The sequence below is a fragment of the Arthrobacter sp. NicSoilC5 genome, from assembly GCF_019977395.1.
In the GTDB taxonomy this organism is placed as follows: domain Bacteria; phylum Actinomycetota; class Actinomycetes; order Actinomycetales; family Micrococcaceae; genus Arthrobacter.
Map to the genome: position 1 here is coordinate 3,208,283 of NZ_AP024660.1, position 17,927 is coordinate 3,226,209.

Consider the following 17,927-nt stretch of genomic DNA (forward strand, 5'->3'; position numbering starts at 1 on the left):
CGGGCTTCAGAAGTGGCCTCGGAACTGTCCATGGCCGCCTACGGCCGGGCACCAATGGCCTCCGGGAAAAGGGCGAATGGCGTGGCGAGGAATTCGGCCCAGAGGGGATCGTCGGCCGGCAGGTCGTTGAGGTCCACGTATCTGTCGTCGTCGGGTTCCCACTGCGGAAGGTTATTGAGGCTGGCCTCCAGGCATTGGCAGAGGGCGGGCGCGGCCCACTGGAGCCACTGCGGCCATTGCGACCCCTGCGGCCAGCTTTCTGGTGGCCAGTGGGTTGGTTCGGGGTCGGGGTGTTCTGGGTTGTAGTGCCTGCCCGTTGGTGAGGTCCAGCCGGGTGGTTCATTCTTGTTGGCGGGGTCCGGTGTCCATTGGCTGTGATGTTTGAGCCGGTGGTGTTTGGGGCAGAGCTGTGCCAAGTTACTGGTTCCAGTGGTGCCGCCGTGTTGCCACGCTTGTAGGTGGTCGGTTTCGTTGTCGGGGGTGCGGTTGGTGCAGCCGGGGAAAGTGCATTTGGCATCCCGCATCCTGATCCAGCGTTTGATGGCCTCGGTGAGCCGGTAGTTTTTCCGGCCGATTTCCAGTGGTGCCCCGTCGCGGGGGTCGACCAGGACCCGGTAGAACGAGTCCGCCCCGTCGGCGACAAGTTTCCGGGCCATGGACGCCGGAATCGGGCCGAAACCATCCAGCACGGCGGGTTCATCCGTCAGTCCGAGGAGGGCGAACACGGGCACGGTGACCAGGACGTCGGCCCGCGGCGCAGGGACCTTCCCGATCCCTGTGACACCCTGCGTGCCCGGGGCGGTGCCGGTGGACCCCTCGCCCGCCATCTGGCCGGCGCCGAGGAGGAGGCTGGCGGCGATATCGGGGCGGAGCTGGGTGAGGGTGCGCTCTTCGTCGGGGCCTTGGAGTCCGCGGGCGGTGGCCGTGGTGCGGTTCCAGATGGCGCAGGCGGTGTCCCCAGGGAGGTAGAGGGAGACCCAGGCCATGCCGTCCTTGTCGGGGGTGTATTCCATCCGCCGGTCAGCGGTACTTTTGGCGTGGCGCTTCTGGATCGATTCCGGATGGTGGCGTTCCCGCCACCCACGGACCTTGGCCCGGAACCGGCACGGTACGAGCTCGCCGGGGGCGGCGCCGCGGGCGGGCTGGGGTGCGTCAGGGTCGAAGAAATGCGCCACCAGCGCAGCAGCACCAGTCCAGTCGACGCTCTCGGTTTCGTCCGCAACGATGCGGGCGTGCTGCCACGACATGTCCCCGGTGGCCAAGGCTTCGAACACCAGCGGCAGGGAGCAGATCCGGCGTGAGTGCTCCACCAACGCCCCTGCTGCCGCGGAGCTGATGGTCAGCACCCCGGCGATCTCCTCCACGGCCGACATCTCCGCATAGGTCCGCTCATGCACTGGGGCGTCCGGGGCCAGCAGTGCGTGCTGGATCTCGACGGCGTCGGCAACGTCGCGGGCCTTGACCGCGGCGAGCTGGCCTTCCAGCCGCTTCACGACCTCCAGCCGTTTCAGGCGGAGTTCGTACCGCCGCTGCAGCACATCCACGTCAGTGCCAACGCAGGCACCGGATGCAAGGGCGGTGTCTTCCTGAATCAGCCTGCGGAAGGCAGCCATGGAGGATTCAAGTCCCTCCACAACCGCTGCCCCGCCTGTCCCGATTCCCATACCCATATCATCCAGCGACCCACTGACATTCTGACGTGGCATCGCCCATCACTGGCCACCGGTCGGGAGCTGCCGGAGGCCCAACCGTCACGTCCAAACGCCACCGGCCGTCCAAGGTGCCTCGGCCGCGCAAGCTGCCTGCCGCCGTCGTACGCAATTCCAGGGCGCAAAATCCCCGGCGCACCCCAAATACCCGCCGCGCAAAGGAGCTTGCGCGGCGCACTCGTGAGAGCACGCAAGATGGATAGTCAGCTTGCTTATTACTTTCCCATTTCCTAGGCTGGAGTGGTCAGGCAATCAACTCTCAAGCGGGACCCCCGCGTGCCAAAAGCGCGCAACCGCAAGGATGAGGAGGAACAATGTCAGAGCACAGCATCGCAGGCAAGAAGGTCGCATTCCTGCTGACTGACGGAGTGGAGCAGGTAGAGCTCACCAGTCCCTGGCAGGCAGTGAAGGACGCCGGCGGCGAGCCCACCCTGGTGGCGCCGAAGAGCGGCAAGCTGCAGGGCTACAACGGCACGGAGAAGGGCGATACCTTCGACGTCGACCTGACGGTCGCGGAGGCGAACGCCTCGGACTTCGACGCGCTGGTACTCCCGGGTGGCGTGGTGAACGCAGACCACCTCCGCGTCGACAAGGACGCCCAGAGCTTCACGCGGAACTTCTTCGAACAGCACAAGCCCGTGGCATCGATCTGCCATGGACCGTGGCTGCTCATCGAGGCCGGAGTCATCCGGGGCCGGAATGTCACGTCCTACTTCACGCTGGAAACCGACCTGAAGAACGCGGGCGCCAACTGGACGGACCAGGAAGTGGTGGTTGACCAGGGCCTGGTGACCAGCCGGAACCCTGATGACCTCCCGGCGTTCAACAACAAGCTGGTGGAAGAAATCTCCGAAGGCCAGCACGCAGGGCAGACCGCCTAAAGCAAAGCCCTAATGTTCCCTCAGGGGTAAAAAGTACCCATGCGGAGGAATTACTCCAGCGGGTAGAGTGTTGGAATCTGCAGCGGCGCCGACCGCGCATCACTCTTAAAACACCCCTGAGGGAACACCCATGTCTACCGAAGTCTCTCCGAACGCCAGCGGACAGCCCGCCCCTGACCAAGGACCCGGCGAAGGAATCCGCCAAGGAACCCTGCCCGCTGCCCCGGAGAAGATGTCTCGGGAGTCCGTGACCATCATCAGCACGCTGCTGGTGGCGACGTTCGTGGTGATCCTCAACGAGACCATCATGAATGTTGCCCTGCAGCGGCTCATGGTGGACCTCCGGGTGGACGCCCCCACTGTTCAATGGCTGTCCACCGGATTCATGCTCACCATGGCCGTGGTCATCCCCACCACCGGCTTCATCCTCCAGCGCCTCTCCACTCGGGCCGTCTTCATGCTGGCCATGGGCCTGTTCGCGGGCGGAACAGCACTGGCCGCGGTGGCCCCGGGGTTCGAGGTCCTGCTCCTGGCACGGATCGTCCAGGCCGGCGGCACCGCCATCATGCTGCCGCTGCTGATGACCACCATCCTCACCCTGGTCCCGCTGGCAAAGCGTGGCGCCGTCATGGGCAACGTGAGCATTGCCATCTCGGTGGCACCGGCCATGGGCCCCACCGTCTCCGGGCTGATCCTTGAGCATTTCACCTGGCGCTTCATGTTCGTCTTCGTCCTGCCCGTGGCCCTCGCAGCGCTGGCCATCGGCGCCAAATACCTCACGAACGTGGGCGAGGTGGAGAAGGGCAAGCTCGACGTCCTGTCCGTTGTCCTCACCGTTCCCGCTTTCGGCGGCCTGGTCTACGGGCTCAGCCAGATCGGCGGCGGCCACGGCGGCCAGGCTGGCCCGGGTGCCGGTGCCATCGCGGCCCTTGTCATCGGCGTCGCAGCGCTCACGGTATTCGTCCTGCGCCAGGCCCGGCTCCAGAAGGCCGCCGCGCCGCTGCTGGATCTTCGCGCGTTCAACTTCCGGATGTTCACCGTCTCGGTCCTCCTGATGGTGGTGGCCATGATGGCGCTGTTCGGCGGCGTCATCCTGCTCCCGCTCTACCTGCAGGAAGTCCGCGGCCTGGGGTCGCTCGAGACCGGCCTGGCGCTGCTTCCCGGCGGCCTGGCCATGGGGCTGCTGGGCCCTGTCATCGGCCGCGCGTTCGACAAGGTAGGCCCGCTGCCGCTTACCGTCACCGGCTCCATCCTGATGGTGGTGGCCCTTTGGCAATTTTCAATGCTCGACGCCGGCACAGCGGTTTGGTGGATCATCACCCTGCACGTGGCGCTGAGCTTCGGCCTGGCGCTGCTGTTCACCCCAGCCTTCACCACGGGCTTGAACCCGCTGCCGCCGCACCTCTACTCCCACGGCTCAGCGATCATGAGCACCACGCAGCAGGTGGCCGGTGCGGCGGGCACGGCCCTGCTGGTGTCCATCTTCGCTGTGGTGAGTGCGGCGTCGGGACTCGTAGCAGGGATGAGTGCCGCCTTCATGACGGCAACCGTCATAGCCTTTGCCGCCGTCGTACTGTCCGCGATGATGCGCAAGACCGAAGGTGCCGGCCCGGGCCACGGCGCAGGACACTAGCCGGCGAAGAAGTCGCTCAGTTCCTTGATCAGCTTGTCCGGGGCCTTGATGGCGCCGTCGTGGCCGAAGCCGGGCAGGATGGTGTAGCTGGAGCCGGAGAGTACGTCGTGGATCTGGCCGCAGGCGATGCCGAAGTAGGCGGGGCTCTTCTCGCCCACCACAATCAGCGTCTCCAGGGGGAGTGCCTGGAACGGTTCGGCCGGCATGTCGGCGGCGATGATGGCTTTGATTTCCCGGACGCCGGTGCGCATCAGTTCGCGCTGCTGCTTGCCTTCGGTGGTGCCCGCGGTCAGCTTGTTGGCCAGGGTCAGCATGGACAGCGGCATGCGCGAAGAAAATGCACCGCCGGCTTCCAGGCCGCGCTGGATCACGGCGAGGGCGCGGTCGTCATCCTTGGCGGCGATGGCACGCTCATATTCCACGATCCAGTCGGCGGTGACGCTGCCGTTCACGGAGACTGCGGGATCGTAGACGGCGAGCCGTTCCACGGGCAGGGTCCGCGCGGCGTGCAGGGCAACTGCTCCGCCGAAACTGTGTCCAAAGACGTCCGTGCTGGAGGTGTGCTTCATGACCGTGTCCAGGTCCCGGATGTCCACGTCCAGCGTGTAGTCCTCGGGTTGCGGCGACGACGATCCGCGGCCACGCCGGTTGAACGTGTGGACCGGCCGGCCCAGGGCGGCGCTCAGCTTTTGGGCGAACTTGGTGTAGTCCGCGGCCGTCACCATGGAGGGCGGCACCACCACCACGCCGGACCCGGCCGACGCCAGTTCCGCGCCGGTGGAGAAGAGCTCAATCGTTCCGCCGTCGGGGGTCCTAATGTTCTCTCGCGTCATGCTCTGAGCCTAGCCGAGCAAGTGGTTGCGGGCATCCCGGAGAGCGTCGGCTCAGGCCAGCCGGTCAATGAGGGACCGGCTCGCCGCGCGGATGGCCGGCAGCTCCCCGCCCAGCCCGCACAGGATCAGACCGGCGTCGGCCGCCTGCAGGGGCGAGTCCGGCCCCACTGCCCCGTCCGCCCGGAGGTAGATCAGGGATTCCACCAGGCGGAAGGTGAAGTCGCCGCCGTCGGGTCCCGCCGCGGTGGCTGACAGGCCACCGCCCAGCTCTCCGTACAGGTGCCGGAGTTCCTGCCGGTCGTTCAGGAACCGGGCAAAGCGCGTGCTCCGCACCTCCGGCAGGTGGTAGAGGACGCCGAGGTTCCACCGGGCATTGCACAGCTGGGTGCCGTCATAAAGTGCGACGGCGTGCAGCCGGCTCCCAGCCGGGCCTTCGGTTTCCGGGATCCCGGCAGGGAGCGCCGCCACTGCGCGCGCGAACGTCAGGCCGCCGGACACCGTCCCCTCCAGCAGGTCCTCAAGGATGTCGTCCTTGGTTTTGAAGTGGTGGTAGAGCGACGACTGCCGGATTCCCACGGCGTCCGCAATGGACCGGGTGGAGGTGCTGGCGAAGCCTTGCGTGGTGAAGAGCTCTGCCGCGGCGTCGAGTATTTCCTCGCGGGCGGTGGCACCTGGCCGGGAGGGTTGCTGGTGGCGGGGGCGTCCCGGTCCGGCTGAAGTCACTGCTTCATTCTTGCACCACCGGGCGCTGCACCGGTCAGGGCTGAGATGCCAAATGGAGCCGGTGAGGGGACGGAAATCTGGCCGAAACAAGATGTCTATCCGCCTTTTACAGAGGCGAAACTGTTTGGGGACATCCCGCTGGAAAACTATCAAGTGACCGGTAATCAGCAGCCTTCGGCCGAGCGCTGCGGTGCCGGGAGGCTTTGCCCCCCCAGATTCCTTTCCAGCCCCGGAGATTCCCGATGACATCAACCGTCCTCCCCACCGTCCACCAGGACGATGCAGACCTGACGTCCCTTGGCTACCAGCCCACCCTCCACCGAAAGCTCGGCCGCTACGCTTCCTTTGCCGCCGGCTTTTCCTTCGTCTCCATCCTCACCACCATCTTCCAGCTCTTCGCCTTCGGCTACTCCTTTGCCGGCCCGGCGTTCTTCTGGACCTGGCCGGTCGTCCTGGTGGGCCAGTTGCTGGTGGCGCTGAATTTCGCCGAACTTGCCGCCCGCTACCCACTGTCCGGCGCCGTCTACCAGTGGGCGCGGCGCGTCGGGGGAGAAGGCGTTGGCTGGTTCGCCGGCTGGTTCATGTCCATCGCGCAGGTGGTCACCGCCGCCGCGGCCGCGATCGCCCTGCAGGTAGTGCTGCCCCAGCTGTGGGACGGCTTCCAGGTGGTGGGCGGGGACCCGGCACTCAACACCGTGACCGGGGCTTCGAACGCCGTGGTCCTGGGCGCGGTCCTCCTGGTGGCCACCACCATCATCAACTCCCTGGGCGTGAAGCTCATGGCCCATGTGAACTCCGTTGGCGTCACCTGCGAGATCGTCGGCGTCGCGGCCGTAATCCTGGCCCTCATCAGTGCCGCCCAGCGCGGACCGGACGTGGTTGCTGACACCAGCGTGCTGCAGGGATCCGACCTGGGCGCGGTGGGAGCCTTCCTGGTCTCAGGACTCATGGCCGCCTACGTCATGGTGGGCTTCAACTCCGCGGGCGAGCTCTCAGAAGAAACCAAGGACCCGCGCCGCACCGCACCGCGGACCATCCTCTCCGCCCTGCTCATCTCCGGCGTCGGGGGTGCACTGATGATCATCACCGCACTGATGGCAGCCCCCAGCCTGGACGATGGCCGCCTCGCCACCGAAGGCCTGCCCTACGTGCTCACCGCCGTCCTGGGCACCTTCTGGGGCAAGGTCCTGCTGGTGGACGTGGCCATCGCCATCTTCGTCTGCACCCTGGCAATCCAGACTGCGGGTTCCCGCCTGGTGTTCTCCATGGCCCGCGACGGCAAGCTCCCGGCGTCGCGACTCCTTTCCTCCGTGCACCCCACCCGCGGCACCCCCATGTGGCCCTCGATCGTGATCGGTGCCCTGGCCGTCGCGGTGCTGGCCATCAACGTAGGCAACGCGGCGCTGTTCACCACCCTCTGCAGCGTCTGCATCGTGATGGTCTACCTCGCTTACCTCCTGGTCACCGTCCCGCAGCTGGCCAACCGCCTCCGCGGCGACTGGGACCGGGTGGGACAGGCCATGCCCGCGGGCCTCTTCTCACTGGGCCGCTGGGGCCTGCCGGTCAACATCCTCGCAGTGCTCTACGGCGCAGTCATGGTGGTCAACCTCGCCTGGCCGCGGCCCGAGGTGTACGACCCCTCAGGCGAAAACGGGCTCCTCCTCTGGTCCGCGCCGCTCATGGTCACGGCCGTCCTGCTCCTGGGCCTCTGGGTCGGGCGCCGGAATGCGGCAATCAAGGCCTGACGGGCCACCCCGCCCTTCCCAAAACATCCACGACATCCAGGACTGACATGACACAGACCATTGAAACGCCAACAACCGGTACCGCCACCACCGCCGGCGCCCGCACCCACGCCAGGGAACAGCACGGTAAGACCGTGGACACCATGCGCTTCGTCCCGGCAGCCTCCGCGCCGCAGCACCTGCTGGCAGGAATGCCCGACGGCGCGTCCCCCACGTGGGCAGAGTCCCTCGCCTTTGGCCGCTACACCACCATGGCGCTGGCCCGGGGCACCCGGATCCGGCTCACGGACACCGCCGGCGACGCGTGCGTCCACACCCTGCTCTACCGGACCGGCGCCCTGCACGAACGCCTTAACATTGCCGACACCGTCAAGGTCCCGTGGCAGGCCTACCCCGCCACCGGCCACCCACTGCTGTCCGACGCAGGCCGCCTGATGGCCACCATCGTGGCGGACACCTCCAGCCGGCACGATGCCCTCACCGGGGCCACCACCCTGGCAGGCAACACTGCCAGGTACGGCGCCGGGACCGTCCACAGCGCCTCACCGGCCGCCCGCGAACTGCTCACCCTGGGCGCCCTCAAGAACGGCCTGGGCACCCGCGACGTGGCGCCGTCGCTCTCGCTCTTCAAGGGCATCACCGTTGACCCGGCCGGAAGCATCACCTTCACCGGGAGCACCGGACCGGGCGCCGCCGTCGAGCTTCTCCTCCAGATGGACGCCGTGCTGGTCCTCGCCAACACCGCGCACCCGCTGGATCCCCGCCGTGACTTCACCGGAACCGCCGTGGACATCACCGCCTGGCACGCCCCGCAGGACCTCGCGGAACTCGAAGCGGGACGCCTCGCCGGACCGCTCAGCCCGGAACACCTGCAGGCCCTCCGCAACACCGAACACGACCTCACCGCAAGGGACGCCCGATGAACACCGTTACAAGCACCCGCCCCGACGCCGCGGAAACCGCGCTCGCTGCCGGCACCGTGATCCTGGATGAATTCGTCGAAGCCCGCGGACCCTGGTCCGCCGTGGTGGCCGCCGGTGACGTCCTCACCATCGTGGACCTGGAAGGCAACCAGGCCGTGGACTGCCTCCTGTACGCCGCGGCAGACACCACTGTCCGCTACTCGGCTCCGGCAACCATCGCCGCGCAGCAGTCGATCATCCTCACCACCGGTTCCGTCCTGAGGGCGGACACCGGTGCGCCCCTGATGACCGTCGTGGCGGACGAAGTGGGCGTGCACGACACCATCGGCGGTGCCTGCTCGCAGGAATCCAACACCCTCCGGTACGGCCAGCACACCCGCGAACAGCACGCCTGCGTGGAGAACTTCCTGATCGAGGGTTTCCGCTGGAGCCTCGGCAAACGCGACCTCGTCTCCAACATCAACTGGTTCATGAACGTCCCGGTGGACCCGGACGGCGCCCTGGGCATTGTGGACGGCCTGTCCGCCCCCGGAAAGCGCGTGGCGCTGCGGGCGGAGGTGGACACCCTGGTGCTGGTCTCCAACTGCCCGCAGGTCAACAACCCCTGCAACGGTTTCAACCCCACCCCCGTCCGCATGATCGTCACCCGGCCGGAGGCTGCACTGTGAACAACCACCTGAACACCTTCGACACCCTGCTGGTTGCCAACCGCGGCGAAATCGCCTGCCGCATCATCGAATCCGCGAAGAAGCTGGGACTGCGCACCGTGGCCGTCTTCTCCGAGGCTGACCGCGGCGCCAAGCACGTCCGGCTCGCCGACGAAGCCGTGCTCCTGGGGCCCGCCCCGGCCAAGGAGTCCTACCTCCGGGTCGATGCGATCCTGGCCGCCGCCAAGGCCACCGGTGCCGGCGCCATCCACCCCGGCTACGGCTTCCTGTCTGAGGACGCAGCCTTCGCCGAAGCGGTGGAAGCCGCGGGCCTGGTCTTTGTTGGCCCCACCCCGGAGCAGCTGCGCATCTTCGGCACCAAGCACACCGCGCGCGACGCCGCCCGGGCGGCCGGGGTGCCGATGATCGCCGGTTCCGGGCTGCTGGAGGACGTGGATGCCGCCGTCGAAGCCGGCAGGACGATCGGGTTCCCGCTGATGCTCAAGGCCACCGGCGGTGGCGGCGGCATCGGCATGACGGTGTGCCGCTCCGAGGCGGAACTCGCCGAAAGCTTTCCCCGCGTGGCCCGCCTGGCCGGCGCCAGCTTCGGAACCGCCGGGGTCTTCGCCGAGCGGTACGTGGAGAACGCACGGCACATCGAGGTCCAGGTCTTTGGCGACGGCGAAGGCCGGGTGGTGAGCCTGGGCGACCGTGACTGCTCGCTGCAGCGCCGCCACCAGAAGGTCCTTGAGGAAGCTCCGGCCCCGGACCTGCCCGAAGACCTCCGCGCGGAACTGCACCGCACCTCACGGGCGCTCTGCGCCTCCCTTAAGTACCGCTCCGCGGGCACAGTCGAGTTCGTCTACGACTCCGCCCGCCGGGAAGCCTCCTTCCTGGAAGTCAACGCCCGCCTCCAGGTGGAGCACCCCGTGACCGAGGCCGTCACCGGCGTTGACCTGGTGGAGTGGATGCTCCGCCTGGCGCAGGGCGGGAGCGCAGGGCACGCGGTGCTGGAGAACGTGCCGGAGGCACTGCCCGTCACCGGCCACGCCGTGGAAGCCCGCCTCTACGCCGAGGACCCGGCCCGTGGGTTCCAGCCCAGCGCCGGAACCGTTACCAACGCCGCCTACCCCGCGGCGGGGGAAGCCCGGGTGGACGCCTGGGTGGAAACCGGCACGGAAGTCTCCACCAACTACGATCCCCTCCTGGGCAAGATCATCACCTCCGGTGCCAGCCGCACGGAGGCCTTTGACCGCCTGGCCGCAGCCCTGGAAAACACCCGGATCGACGGCATCGAGACCAATCTGGGCATGCTCTGTGCCGTGGGCGGCCTGGATGTGGTCCGCAGCGTGCAGCACTCCACCAGCACCCTGGACTCCGTGGGGGATCCGGAACCGCGCATCACCGTGAACCGCCCCGGCCTGCAGACCAGCGTGCAGGACTGGCCCGGCCGCACCGGCCTTTGGCAGATCGGTGTCCCGCCCAGCGGCCCCATGGATGACCTGTCCTTCCGCCTGGGCAACACCGCCCTGGGCAACCCGGAGGGCGCGCCGGGCCTGGAGTTCACCATGACCGGTCCCAGCCTGACCTTCACGCACTCCACCACCGTCTGCGTTACCGGGGCGGACGTCACGGTGACGGTTGACGGCGCGGAGGTGGCCGCCTGGACGCCCGTCGTCGTTCCGGCAGGTGGAACGCTCGACGCCGGCACGGCCACCGGGAACGGCCTGCGGGGCTACATCCTGTTCCAGGGCGGCCTGGATATCCCGCAGTACCTGGGCAGCGCCTCCACCTTTACGCTCGGGCAGTTCGGCGGCCACGCCGGGCGGGTCCTGCGCGCCGGCGACGTCCTCCGCGCGGTGAAGTCCGCCGTCGAACAAGCCCCCGGCAGTGCGGTGCCCCTGGACAGCCGCCCTGCCCTTACCTCCACTTGGGAACTGGCCGTGGCCGAAGGCCCGCACGGCGCCCCCGAGTTCTTCCAGCGCGAAGATATCGAAGAACTGTACGCCGCGGAGTACGAGGTGCACTTCAACTCCGCCCGCACCGGCGTGCGGCTCATTGGCCCCAAGCCCCGCTGGGCCCGGACCGATGGCGGCGAGGCAGGCCTGCACCCGTCCAACATCCACGACACCGCCTACTCCGTGGGGGCCCTGGACTTCACCGGCGACACCCCGATCCTGCTCGGCCCGGACGGCCCGAGCCTTGGCGGTTTCGTCTGCCCCGTGACCGTGGTGACGGCCGAACGCTGGAAGCTCGGCCAGCTCCGGCCCGGAGACAAGGTCCGGTTCGTGCCCATCACAGCCGGCCAGGCGCCGTCGGCCAAGGACCTGGGTCCGGGCCGCCAGCTGGTCCTCCCGGGGGATGCTGACTGGTCAGCGAACCCGTCCCCGGCAGCTCAGGCGGCTGGCCGCCCCGGCCGCCCCGTCCGCGGGGATGGCGACGACGGCGTGCTGGGCAGGGTGCCGGAAGGTTCCGGCCGGCCCGCGGTCACCTACCGCCGGTCAGGAGACGACAACCTGCTGGTCGAATACGGCGAGATGGTGCTGGACCTTGGCCTGCGCGCCCGGGTCCACGCCCTGCACCAGCACATTGAGGCGCTCCGCGTACCCGGCATCGTGGACCTAACCCCGGGCATCCGCTCCCTGCAGATCAAGGTGGACCCATCCGTCCTGTCCACCACGCGGCTGCTGGACCTGGTCCAGGACATCGAGGCCGCCCTGCCGGCGAGCTCCGAACTGGTGGTTCCCAGCCGTACGGTCCGGCTGCCGCTGTCCTGGGATGATCCCGCTACCCGCGAGGCTATAGAGCGGTATATGGCAGGCGTCCGGGACGACGCCCCGTGGTGCCCGTGGAACATCGAGTTCATTCGCCGCATCAACGGCCTGGATTCGGTCAACGACGTTTTCGACACCGTCTTCAACGCCGAGTACCTGGTCCTCGGCCTCGGAGACGTGTACCTGGGCGCGCCGGTGGCCACCCCGCTGGACCCGCGGCACCGCCTGGTCACCACCAAGTACAACCCGGCCCGGACCTGGACGCCGGAAAACGCCGTGGGCATCGGCGGGGCGTACATGTGCATTTACGGCATGGAAGGCCCCGGCGGTTACCAGTTCGTGGGGCGCACCACCCAGGTGTGGTCGCGCTACGCGGATTCCGCCCCGTTCGAGCCGGGATCCCCGTGGCTGCTCCGCTTCTTTGACCGGATCTCCTGGTACCCCGTCAGCCCGGAGGAACTCCTGGACCTGCGCGCCGACATGGCAGCCGGACGCGGCCGTGGCGTGGAGATCGAGGAGGGAACCTTCTCCCTGGCCGAGCATGAGGCGTTCCTGGCCGAAAACCGTGACTCGATCGGGCTGTTCCGGGAAAAGCAGGGTGCCGCCTTCGCGGTGGAACGCCAGGCGTGGGCCGACGCCGGCGAGTTCGACCGCGCGGAGGCTCTGGCCGCCGTCGTGGCCCCTTCAACGGATGACGTGGTGGTTCCCGACGACGGCGCACTGGTCTCCGCACCCTTCGCCGCCAGCGTCTGGAAGGTGGACGTTGCGGCCGGGGACCACGTGGTCAAAGGCCAGCCGCTGGTGTCCCTGGAGGCCATGAAGATGGAAACCGTCCTGGCGGCGCCCTGCGACGGTGTGGTGCTCCGCGTCCTGCCCACCGCAGGTTCGCAGGTGGTGGCCGGCGAGGCAGTGGTGGTCCTGGGCGCCCCCGCTGAGCCTGCAGGGCTGGAAACTCTGGAACTGGAAGAGGCAGCAGTATGAGCACCACAGCCACCGGCAACACCACCCGGCGCGTCAAGGCAGCGCTCGCCGCCATCGAAGCAGCGGACCGGCCCGAAATCTGGATCACGATCCGCGGCGGGGACGATCTCCTGGCCGAGGCAGCATCCATCGACGCCGCAGTGGCCGGCGGCGCAGACCTCCCGTTGGCCGGGCTCCTGCTCGGCGTGAAGAACAACGTGGACGTGGCAGGCATCCCCACCACGGCAGCGTGCCCCGGCTTTGCGTACATCCCGGACAAGGACGCCGAAGCCGTGGCCCGCCTCCGCTCCGCGGGGGCGCTGGTCCTGGGGGCCACCAACCTGGACCAGTTCGCCACCGGGCTGGTCGGCACGCGGAGCCCCCACGGCGCCGTGCGCGATTCCCGCCGCACGGACCACATCTCCGGCGGGTCCAGTTCCGGGTCCGCGGTGGCCGTGGCACTGGGACTGGTGGACATCGCCATCGGTACTGACACCGCCGGCTCCGGCCGCGTCCCTGCCGGGCTGCAGGGCATTGTGGGGATCAAAGCCACCCTGGACGTCGTTTCCACGGCCGGCGTGGTTCCCGCCTGCCGGTCCTGGGACGCCGTCACCATCTTCGCCCGGGACCTGTCCACCGCTGAACTCGCCATGGGCGTCATGGCCGGCAACTCCCGCGCCTGGCCCACGGACGTCCGGCTGGCCGCGCCGTCACGGCCCCGCGTCGCGTATCCGGCCACCCTGCCGGCCCTTCCGCCGGCCTGGGCAGCCGAGTTTGGGCGGCACATCGACCGGCTCACGGCCTCCGGTGTGGAAACAGCACCCATCGAATTCGACGACTTCCTCCAGGCGGCACGGCTGCTGTACGACGGCGGCCTGGTTGCCGAACGCCACGCCGCCGTGGGCAGCTTCCTTGAGGAGCACGACGCCGGCGCGGAAAGCCATGCGGGGATCGATCCCACGGTGGGGCGCATCATCCGGGCGGCCGGCACAGTGCCCGCCCACCAGTACGTGGCCGATACCGCCCGGCTGCAGGAACTGAAATCCAGGGCCATGGCGCGGCTGAAGGGCTTCGACGCCCTGCTCATCCCGACGGCGCCGTTCCACCCGACGCTTGCCGAAGTGGCAGCGGATCCGGTGGGCGTGAACTCCCTGATGGGCACCTATACCAACTTCTGCAACCTGTTCGACCTGTGTGCAGTGGCAGTTCCTGCCGGAGAGGTGGACGGCGCCCAGTTCGGGCTCACCGTGGTGGGCCGGACCTTCGATGACGCCGTGGCCGCGGACATCGCCCGCCGCATCGAAGCCACCCCCGCCCCGCCTGCGCTCTTCGCCGCCGCGGCGGTGCCGGGCGGTGCACGACCGGAGGCAATCGCAGGAGCCAGCCAGCCGTCGTCGTCCGTTCCCTGGCCGGTGGCCGCGGGGGCAACGGCGCTGCCGCTGGTGGTGGTCGGCGCGCACCGGAAGGGGCAGCCGCTGGCGCAGCAGCTGGAGGAGCGCGGCGCATTCTGGGACGGCCCGGTCCGGACGGCTGCACGATACCGGATGGTGGCGCTGGATACAGTGCCGCCCAAGCCGGGCGTCTACCGGTCCGACGACGGCGCCGAACTGGTGGGGGAGCGGTGGCTGCTGTCCCCGGCCGCCCTGGGGACGTTCCTGGCGGACCTCCCCGAACCCATGCTGCTCGGTTCCATTCAGCTCGCCGACGGGTCCACCGCAGTCGGGTTCGCCTGCGACGCCGTTGCCGCCGAACGCGGGGAGGACATCACCGCCTGGGGCGACTGGCTGGCCGACCGCAGCGTGGCGCCGGCGCCGCGGACGGTATGGCGGGACCTCGGCGAGGCTGCGCTCGCCGGGTTCAGCCGCGGCGAACGGGGATAGCGTCAGGAGTGTCCGGGCGGGGCTTCCCGTCCGGACCTTCGTCCTTGAAGTATGCCGAGATGTCCGTCACCAGTTCCTTCACGGCCGCTGGTATGGAGCCGTGGAAGCACTTGGGGGACAGCTGGTAGGTGCTCCCCGGCACAGCGGCGTGGAGCCGTTCCGCCGTCACCCTGTAATAGCTGGGACTCTTTCCGCCTGCCATGAAGTGGGTTCCGGCGGGCAGCACGCTGAAGTCCCTGGCGTGGTCCTTTTCGTCGTACGCGGCCCTGAGCTCTCCCACACCGCTGGGCATGACCTGCTGGAACATCCTGTTGACCTTGGTCCGCGACAACACCGCCATCAGGCCGGCCAGGACCGGTTCCGGAATCCTGGCCATGGCTGAACCCGGGCTGGTGGCCTTCTTCATGTGCGCCAGCGCGTGACCCACCCTGCCGTTGTTCACGGCGTCCTCGAATCCGTCCAGCCATGCGGTGTCGATGCTGCCGTCGATGTTCACCGCCGCGTCGTACACGGCGAGCTTGTCCGGGACGAACCCGGTCCCGGTGAACTCCTGGACGGCGTTCAGTGCCACCGAGCCACCCAGGCTGTGGCCCAGGATATTCCGGGCGCCGGTGGCTGTGAGCACAGTGCGGACATCCTCGATTTCGGTGGCCATGGAGTAGTCCGCGGGCTGTCCGGACGAGTTGCCCCGGCCCCGCCGGTCATACACGTCAACAGCCCAGCCGTCGCCCAGGCCCTTGGCCAGCTCAATCGAGAACGGGCGGTAGATCAGCGCCGTGAGGAACGCGCCGCCGATCACCAGCACCCGCTTTTCGCCCGGGGCATCATCGGTGCCGTAGCTGTACAAAGCCAGCCTGCCGCCGTCGTGCGTTGGAAGTACCCGTTCTTTCACCCGCCCATCCTAGGGCGCAAGCCTGCGGGGAAGCTGAAAGTCCGGGCAGCCAATGCCCGGTAAACTTGATGATTGTGACTTCCCAAAACACCCCCGCGCCCAAGAATGCCCAAGAGCCCATCGACGCCAGCGAGCAGATGCGGATCCGCATGGAAAAGCGCGCCAAACTTCTTGAGCGCGGCACGGAGGCGTACCCCGTGGGAGTGGAACGCACGCACTCCCTGGCCGAGATCCGGGAAAAGTACGCCCACCTCGAGGCGGACGACACCACCGGCGACATCGTAGGCGTCACCGGCCGCGTGGTCTTTGTCCGCAACACCGGAAAGCTTTGCTTCGCCACCCTGCAGGAAGGCGGCACCGACGGTAAGGGAACGCGCCTGCAGGCCATGCTGAGCCTGGCCAACGTGGGCGAGGAAGCCCTCGCCGACTGGAAGGCCCTGGTTGACCTGGGCGACCACGTCTTCATCAAGGGCGAGGTCATCTCCTCCCGCCGCGGCGAACTGTCCATCATGGCCGAGTCCTGGTCCATGGCCTCCAAGGCACTGCGCCCGCTGCCCGTCCTGCACGCGGAACTCAACGAGGAAACCCGCGTCCGCCAGCGCTACGTGGACCTGATGGTCCGGGACGAGGCCCGCGAGATGGTCTACACCCGCGCGGCCATCACCCGGTCCATCCGCGAAACGCTGTTCCGGCACCGCTACGTGGAAGTGGAAACGCCCATCCTGAACCTGGTCCACGGCGGCGCCCTGGCGCGTCCGTTCGAGACCCACATGAACGCCTTCGACCAGAAGATGACCCTCCGCATCGCCACCGAGCTGTACCTCAAGCGCGCCGTGGTGGGCGGAATCGACCGCGTCTACGACATGGGCCGCGTGTTCCGCAACGAAGGCGTGGACTCCACCCACAGCCCCGAATTCACCACACTTGAGTGCTACGAGGCCTGGGCGGACCAGTTCGTCATGGCCGAGCGGATCAAGGAAATCATCCTCGACGCCGCGGACGCCGTGGGTGCCGGACGCGTCCTGCAGACCGGGGCGGGGGAGATCAACCTCGACGGCGAGTGGACCTGGCTGGCCGTCTACCCCGGACTTTCCGACGCCGTTGGGCAGGAAATCACCCCGGACACCTCCGCTGAGGTGCTTAGGGAGCTTGCAGCCAAGCATGACGTCAAGGTGGATCCCAAGTGGGACGCCGAGAAGCTGGCAGTGGAGCTCTTCGGTGAAATCGTGGAGCCCACCCTGCTGAACCCCACCTTCGTCTACGACTACCCGCCCTCCGCGCAGCCGCTGGCCCGCCCGCACCGCGAGGACGGCCGCCTCATCGAAGCCTGGGACCTCATCATCGGCGGCATGGAGCGCGGCACCGCCTTCTCCGAACTGATCGACCCCGTCATCCAGCGCGAACGGCTCACCGAGCAGTCCCTGCACGCCGCTGCCGGCGACGTCGAGGCCATGCAGCTTGACGAGGACTTCCTGCGCGCCCTGGAATACGGCGCTCCTCCCATGGGCGGCATCGGCCTGGGCATCGACCGGCTGGTGATGCTCTTCACCGGAGCCGGCATCCGCGAAACCATCCTGTTCCCCCTGCTGAAGCCCGAAGGGCACTGACCATGGAATACGTAGCAGTCATTCTTCCCTCCCTCGTGGTGGGCCTGCTTTTCTGGTTCGCCATGAAAGCAATCTTCAACGCGGACAAGGCAGAGCGGCAGGCGGAAGCCCGCGCCCAGGCCGAAGCGGATTCCCTCGCGGTGCAGCCCACGGAGCAACCGGGTTCGGAATCCAAATAGATAAACCCCCTGCTTTCCGGTTTTATCCCCAAGGAACCATTAGGCGCTTTGACGCGTTGCCAAGATAAGAGTCATACTTTTTTATGGGAAACATCCTGCTTTTCTGAAAACCGAACTTTCCAGCAAGAGGAAGACCTAAATGGCACAGAAAGTAAACATCATCCTCGTTGATGATCTGGATGGGGGATCCGCAGACGAGAATGTTAAGTTTGGCCTCGACGGGGTCAACTATGAGATTGACCTGTCGGCAGCCAATGCCGCTGAACTCCGGTCTTCATTGGAGAGGTTCACCACTGCCGCGCGCAAGGCATCCGGAGGCCGCGTCCAGCGGGCCAAGGCAGCAACGGGTGGCCGCAGCCACGACTCGGCGCAAATCCGGCAATGGGCGCGGGATAACGGCTACACCGTTAACAGCCGCGGCCGAATTCAGGCCGAAATCCAGGAAGCCTACCAAAAGGCAAATTCCTAGGACTGCCTTTAGCTCCGCCGAAACCCCGCTACCGCCACCCGGCGGGGCGGGGTTTTTCATTTTCAGTAATTA

The 17,927-nt window shown here is 67.7% G+C and carries 14 protein-coding genes; 10 read left to right on the plus strand and 4 right to left on the minus strand.

The features are described 5' to 3' along the window. Positions 1–38: 38 nt before the first annotated feature. Positions 39–1,664 carry an HNH endonuclease signature motif containing protein gene (locus tag LDO22_RS15040; protein WP_224024240.1) on the minus strand — a complete coding sequence of 542 codons (1,626 nt, stop codon included), beginning with the start codon at positions 1,662–1,664 and terminating at the stop codon, positions 39–41. 359 nt (positions 1,665–2,023) lie between these two features. On the opposite strand from LDO22_RS15040, the gene LDO22_RS15045 reads away from it, so the two are divergent. After that, positions 2,024–2,590 carry a type 1 glutamine amidotransferase domain-containing protein gene (locus tag LDO22_RS15045; RefSeq protein WP_159634341.1) on the plus strand — a complete coding sequence of 189 codons (567 nt, stop codon included), beginning with the start codon at positions 2,024–2,026 and terminating at the stop codon, positions 2,588–2,590. Positions 2,591–2,720: 130 nt separating this feature from the next. After that, entirely contained in the window at positions 2,721–4,223 is a 1,503-nt protein-coding gene (locus tag LDO22_RS15050; RefSeq protein WP_224024242.1) for an MDR family MFS transporter, read from the plus strand. Here LDO22_RS15050 and LDO22_RS15055 read toward each other — a convergent pair. Together LDO22_RS15055 and LDO22_RS15060 are read right to left on the minus strand one after the other, a co-directional pair. Continuing rightward, positions 4,220–5,056 carry an alpha/beta hydrolase gene (locus tag LDO22_RS15055; protein WP_159634334.1) on the minus strand — a complete coding sequence of 279 codons (837 nt, stop codon included), beginning with the start codon at positions 5,054–5,056 and terminating at the stop codon, positions 4,220–4,222. The two genes, LDO22_RS15050 and LDO22_RS15055, sit on opposite strands and share 4 nt — an antisense overlap. Positions 5,057–5,107: 51 nt before the next feature. Beyond that, positions 5,108–5,779 carry a TetR/AcrR family transcriptional regulator gene (locus LDO22_RS15060; protein ID WP_224024244.1) on the minus strand — a complete coding sequence of 224 codons (672 nt, stop codon included), beginning with the start codon at positions 5,777–5,779 and terminating at the stop codon, positions 5,108–5,110. A gap of 242 nt (positions 5,780–6,021) precedes the next feature. Here LDO22_RS15060 and LDO22_RS15065 point away from each other — a divergent pair, with 242 nt between their 5' ends. The 5 genes from LDO22_RS15065 to atzF are packed head-to-tail and all read left to right on the plus strand — an operon-like array spanning position 6,022 to position 14,708. Further along, entirely contained in the window at positions 6,022–7,524 is a 1,503-nt protein-coding gene (locus LDO22_RS15065) for an amino acid permease (RefSeq protein WP_224024245.1), read from the plus strand. A gap of 47 nt (positions 7,525–7,571) precedes the next feature. Continuing rightward, the gene (locus LDO22_RS15070; protein ID WP_224024247.1) at positions 7,572–8,447 is read left to right on the plus strand and encodes an urea amidolyase associated protein UAAP1; all 876 of its coding nucleotides are present in this window, start codon (positions 7,572–7,574) and stop codon (positions 8,445–8,447) included. Next, on the plus strand, positions 8,444–9,115 hold the full coding sequence (locus LDO22_RS15075) for an urea amidolyase associated protein UAAP2 (protein WP_224024249.1): 672 nt from the start codon (positions 8,444–8,446) through the stop codon (positions 9,113–9,115). The genes LDO22_RS15070 and LDO22_RS15075 overlap by 4 nt, the downstream gene beginning before the upstream one ends. An 8-nt stretch (positions 9,116–9,123) precedes the next feature. Next, positions 9,124–12,849, plus strand: coding sequence for an urea carboxylase (gene uca / locus LDO22_RS15080; protein WP_224027258.1), 3,726 nt, complete (start codon positions 9,124–9,126; stop codon positions 12,847–12,849). Then, entirely contained in the window at positions 12,846–14,708 is a 1,863-nt protein-coding gene (atzF, locus tag LDO22_RS15085; RefSeq protein WP_224024251.1) for an allophanate hydrolase, read from the plus strand. The genes uca and atzF overlap by 4 nt, the downstream gene beginning before the upstream one ends. Here the strand turns inward: atzF and LDO22_RS15090 are convergent. Then, positions 14,686–15,600 (minus strand): alpha/beta hydrolase, encoded by a 915-nt coding sequence (locus tag LDO22_RS15090; RefSeq protein WP_159634315.1) that lies wholly within the window; start codon positions 15,598–15,600, stop codon positions 14,686–14,688. The two genes, atzF and LDO22_RS15090, sit on opposite strands and share 23 nt — an antisense overlap. Before the next feature lie 68 nt (positions 15,601–15,668). Between LDO22_RS15090 and lysS the strand changes: the two genes are divergently transcribed. The 3 genes from lysS (at position 15,669) to LDO22_RS15105 (ending at position 17,855) form a co-directional block, all read left to right on the plus strand. Next, complete coding sequence (lysS, locus tag LDO22_RS15095) at positions 15,669–17,207, plus strand: lysine--tRNA ligase (protein WP_224024253.1); 1,539 nt, start codon at positions 15,669–15,671, stop codon at positions 17,205–17,207. Positions 17,208–17,209: 2 nt separating this feature from the next. After that, positions 17,210–17,386 carry a hypothetical protein gene (locus LDO22_RS15100; protein ID WP_201302477.1) on the plus strand — a complete coding sequence of 59 codons (177 nt, stop codon included), beginning with the start codon at positions 17,210–17,212 and terminating at the stop codon, positions 17,384–17,386. Between the two features lie 139 nt (positions 17,387–17,525). After that, a complete protein-coding gene (locus tag LDO22_RS15105; protein WP_159634309.1) occupies positions 17,526–17,855 on the plus strand; it encodes an Lsr2 family protein in 330 nt (109 codons plus the stop codon). The last annotated feature ends 72 nt before the right edge of the window (positions 17,856–17,927 follow it).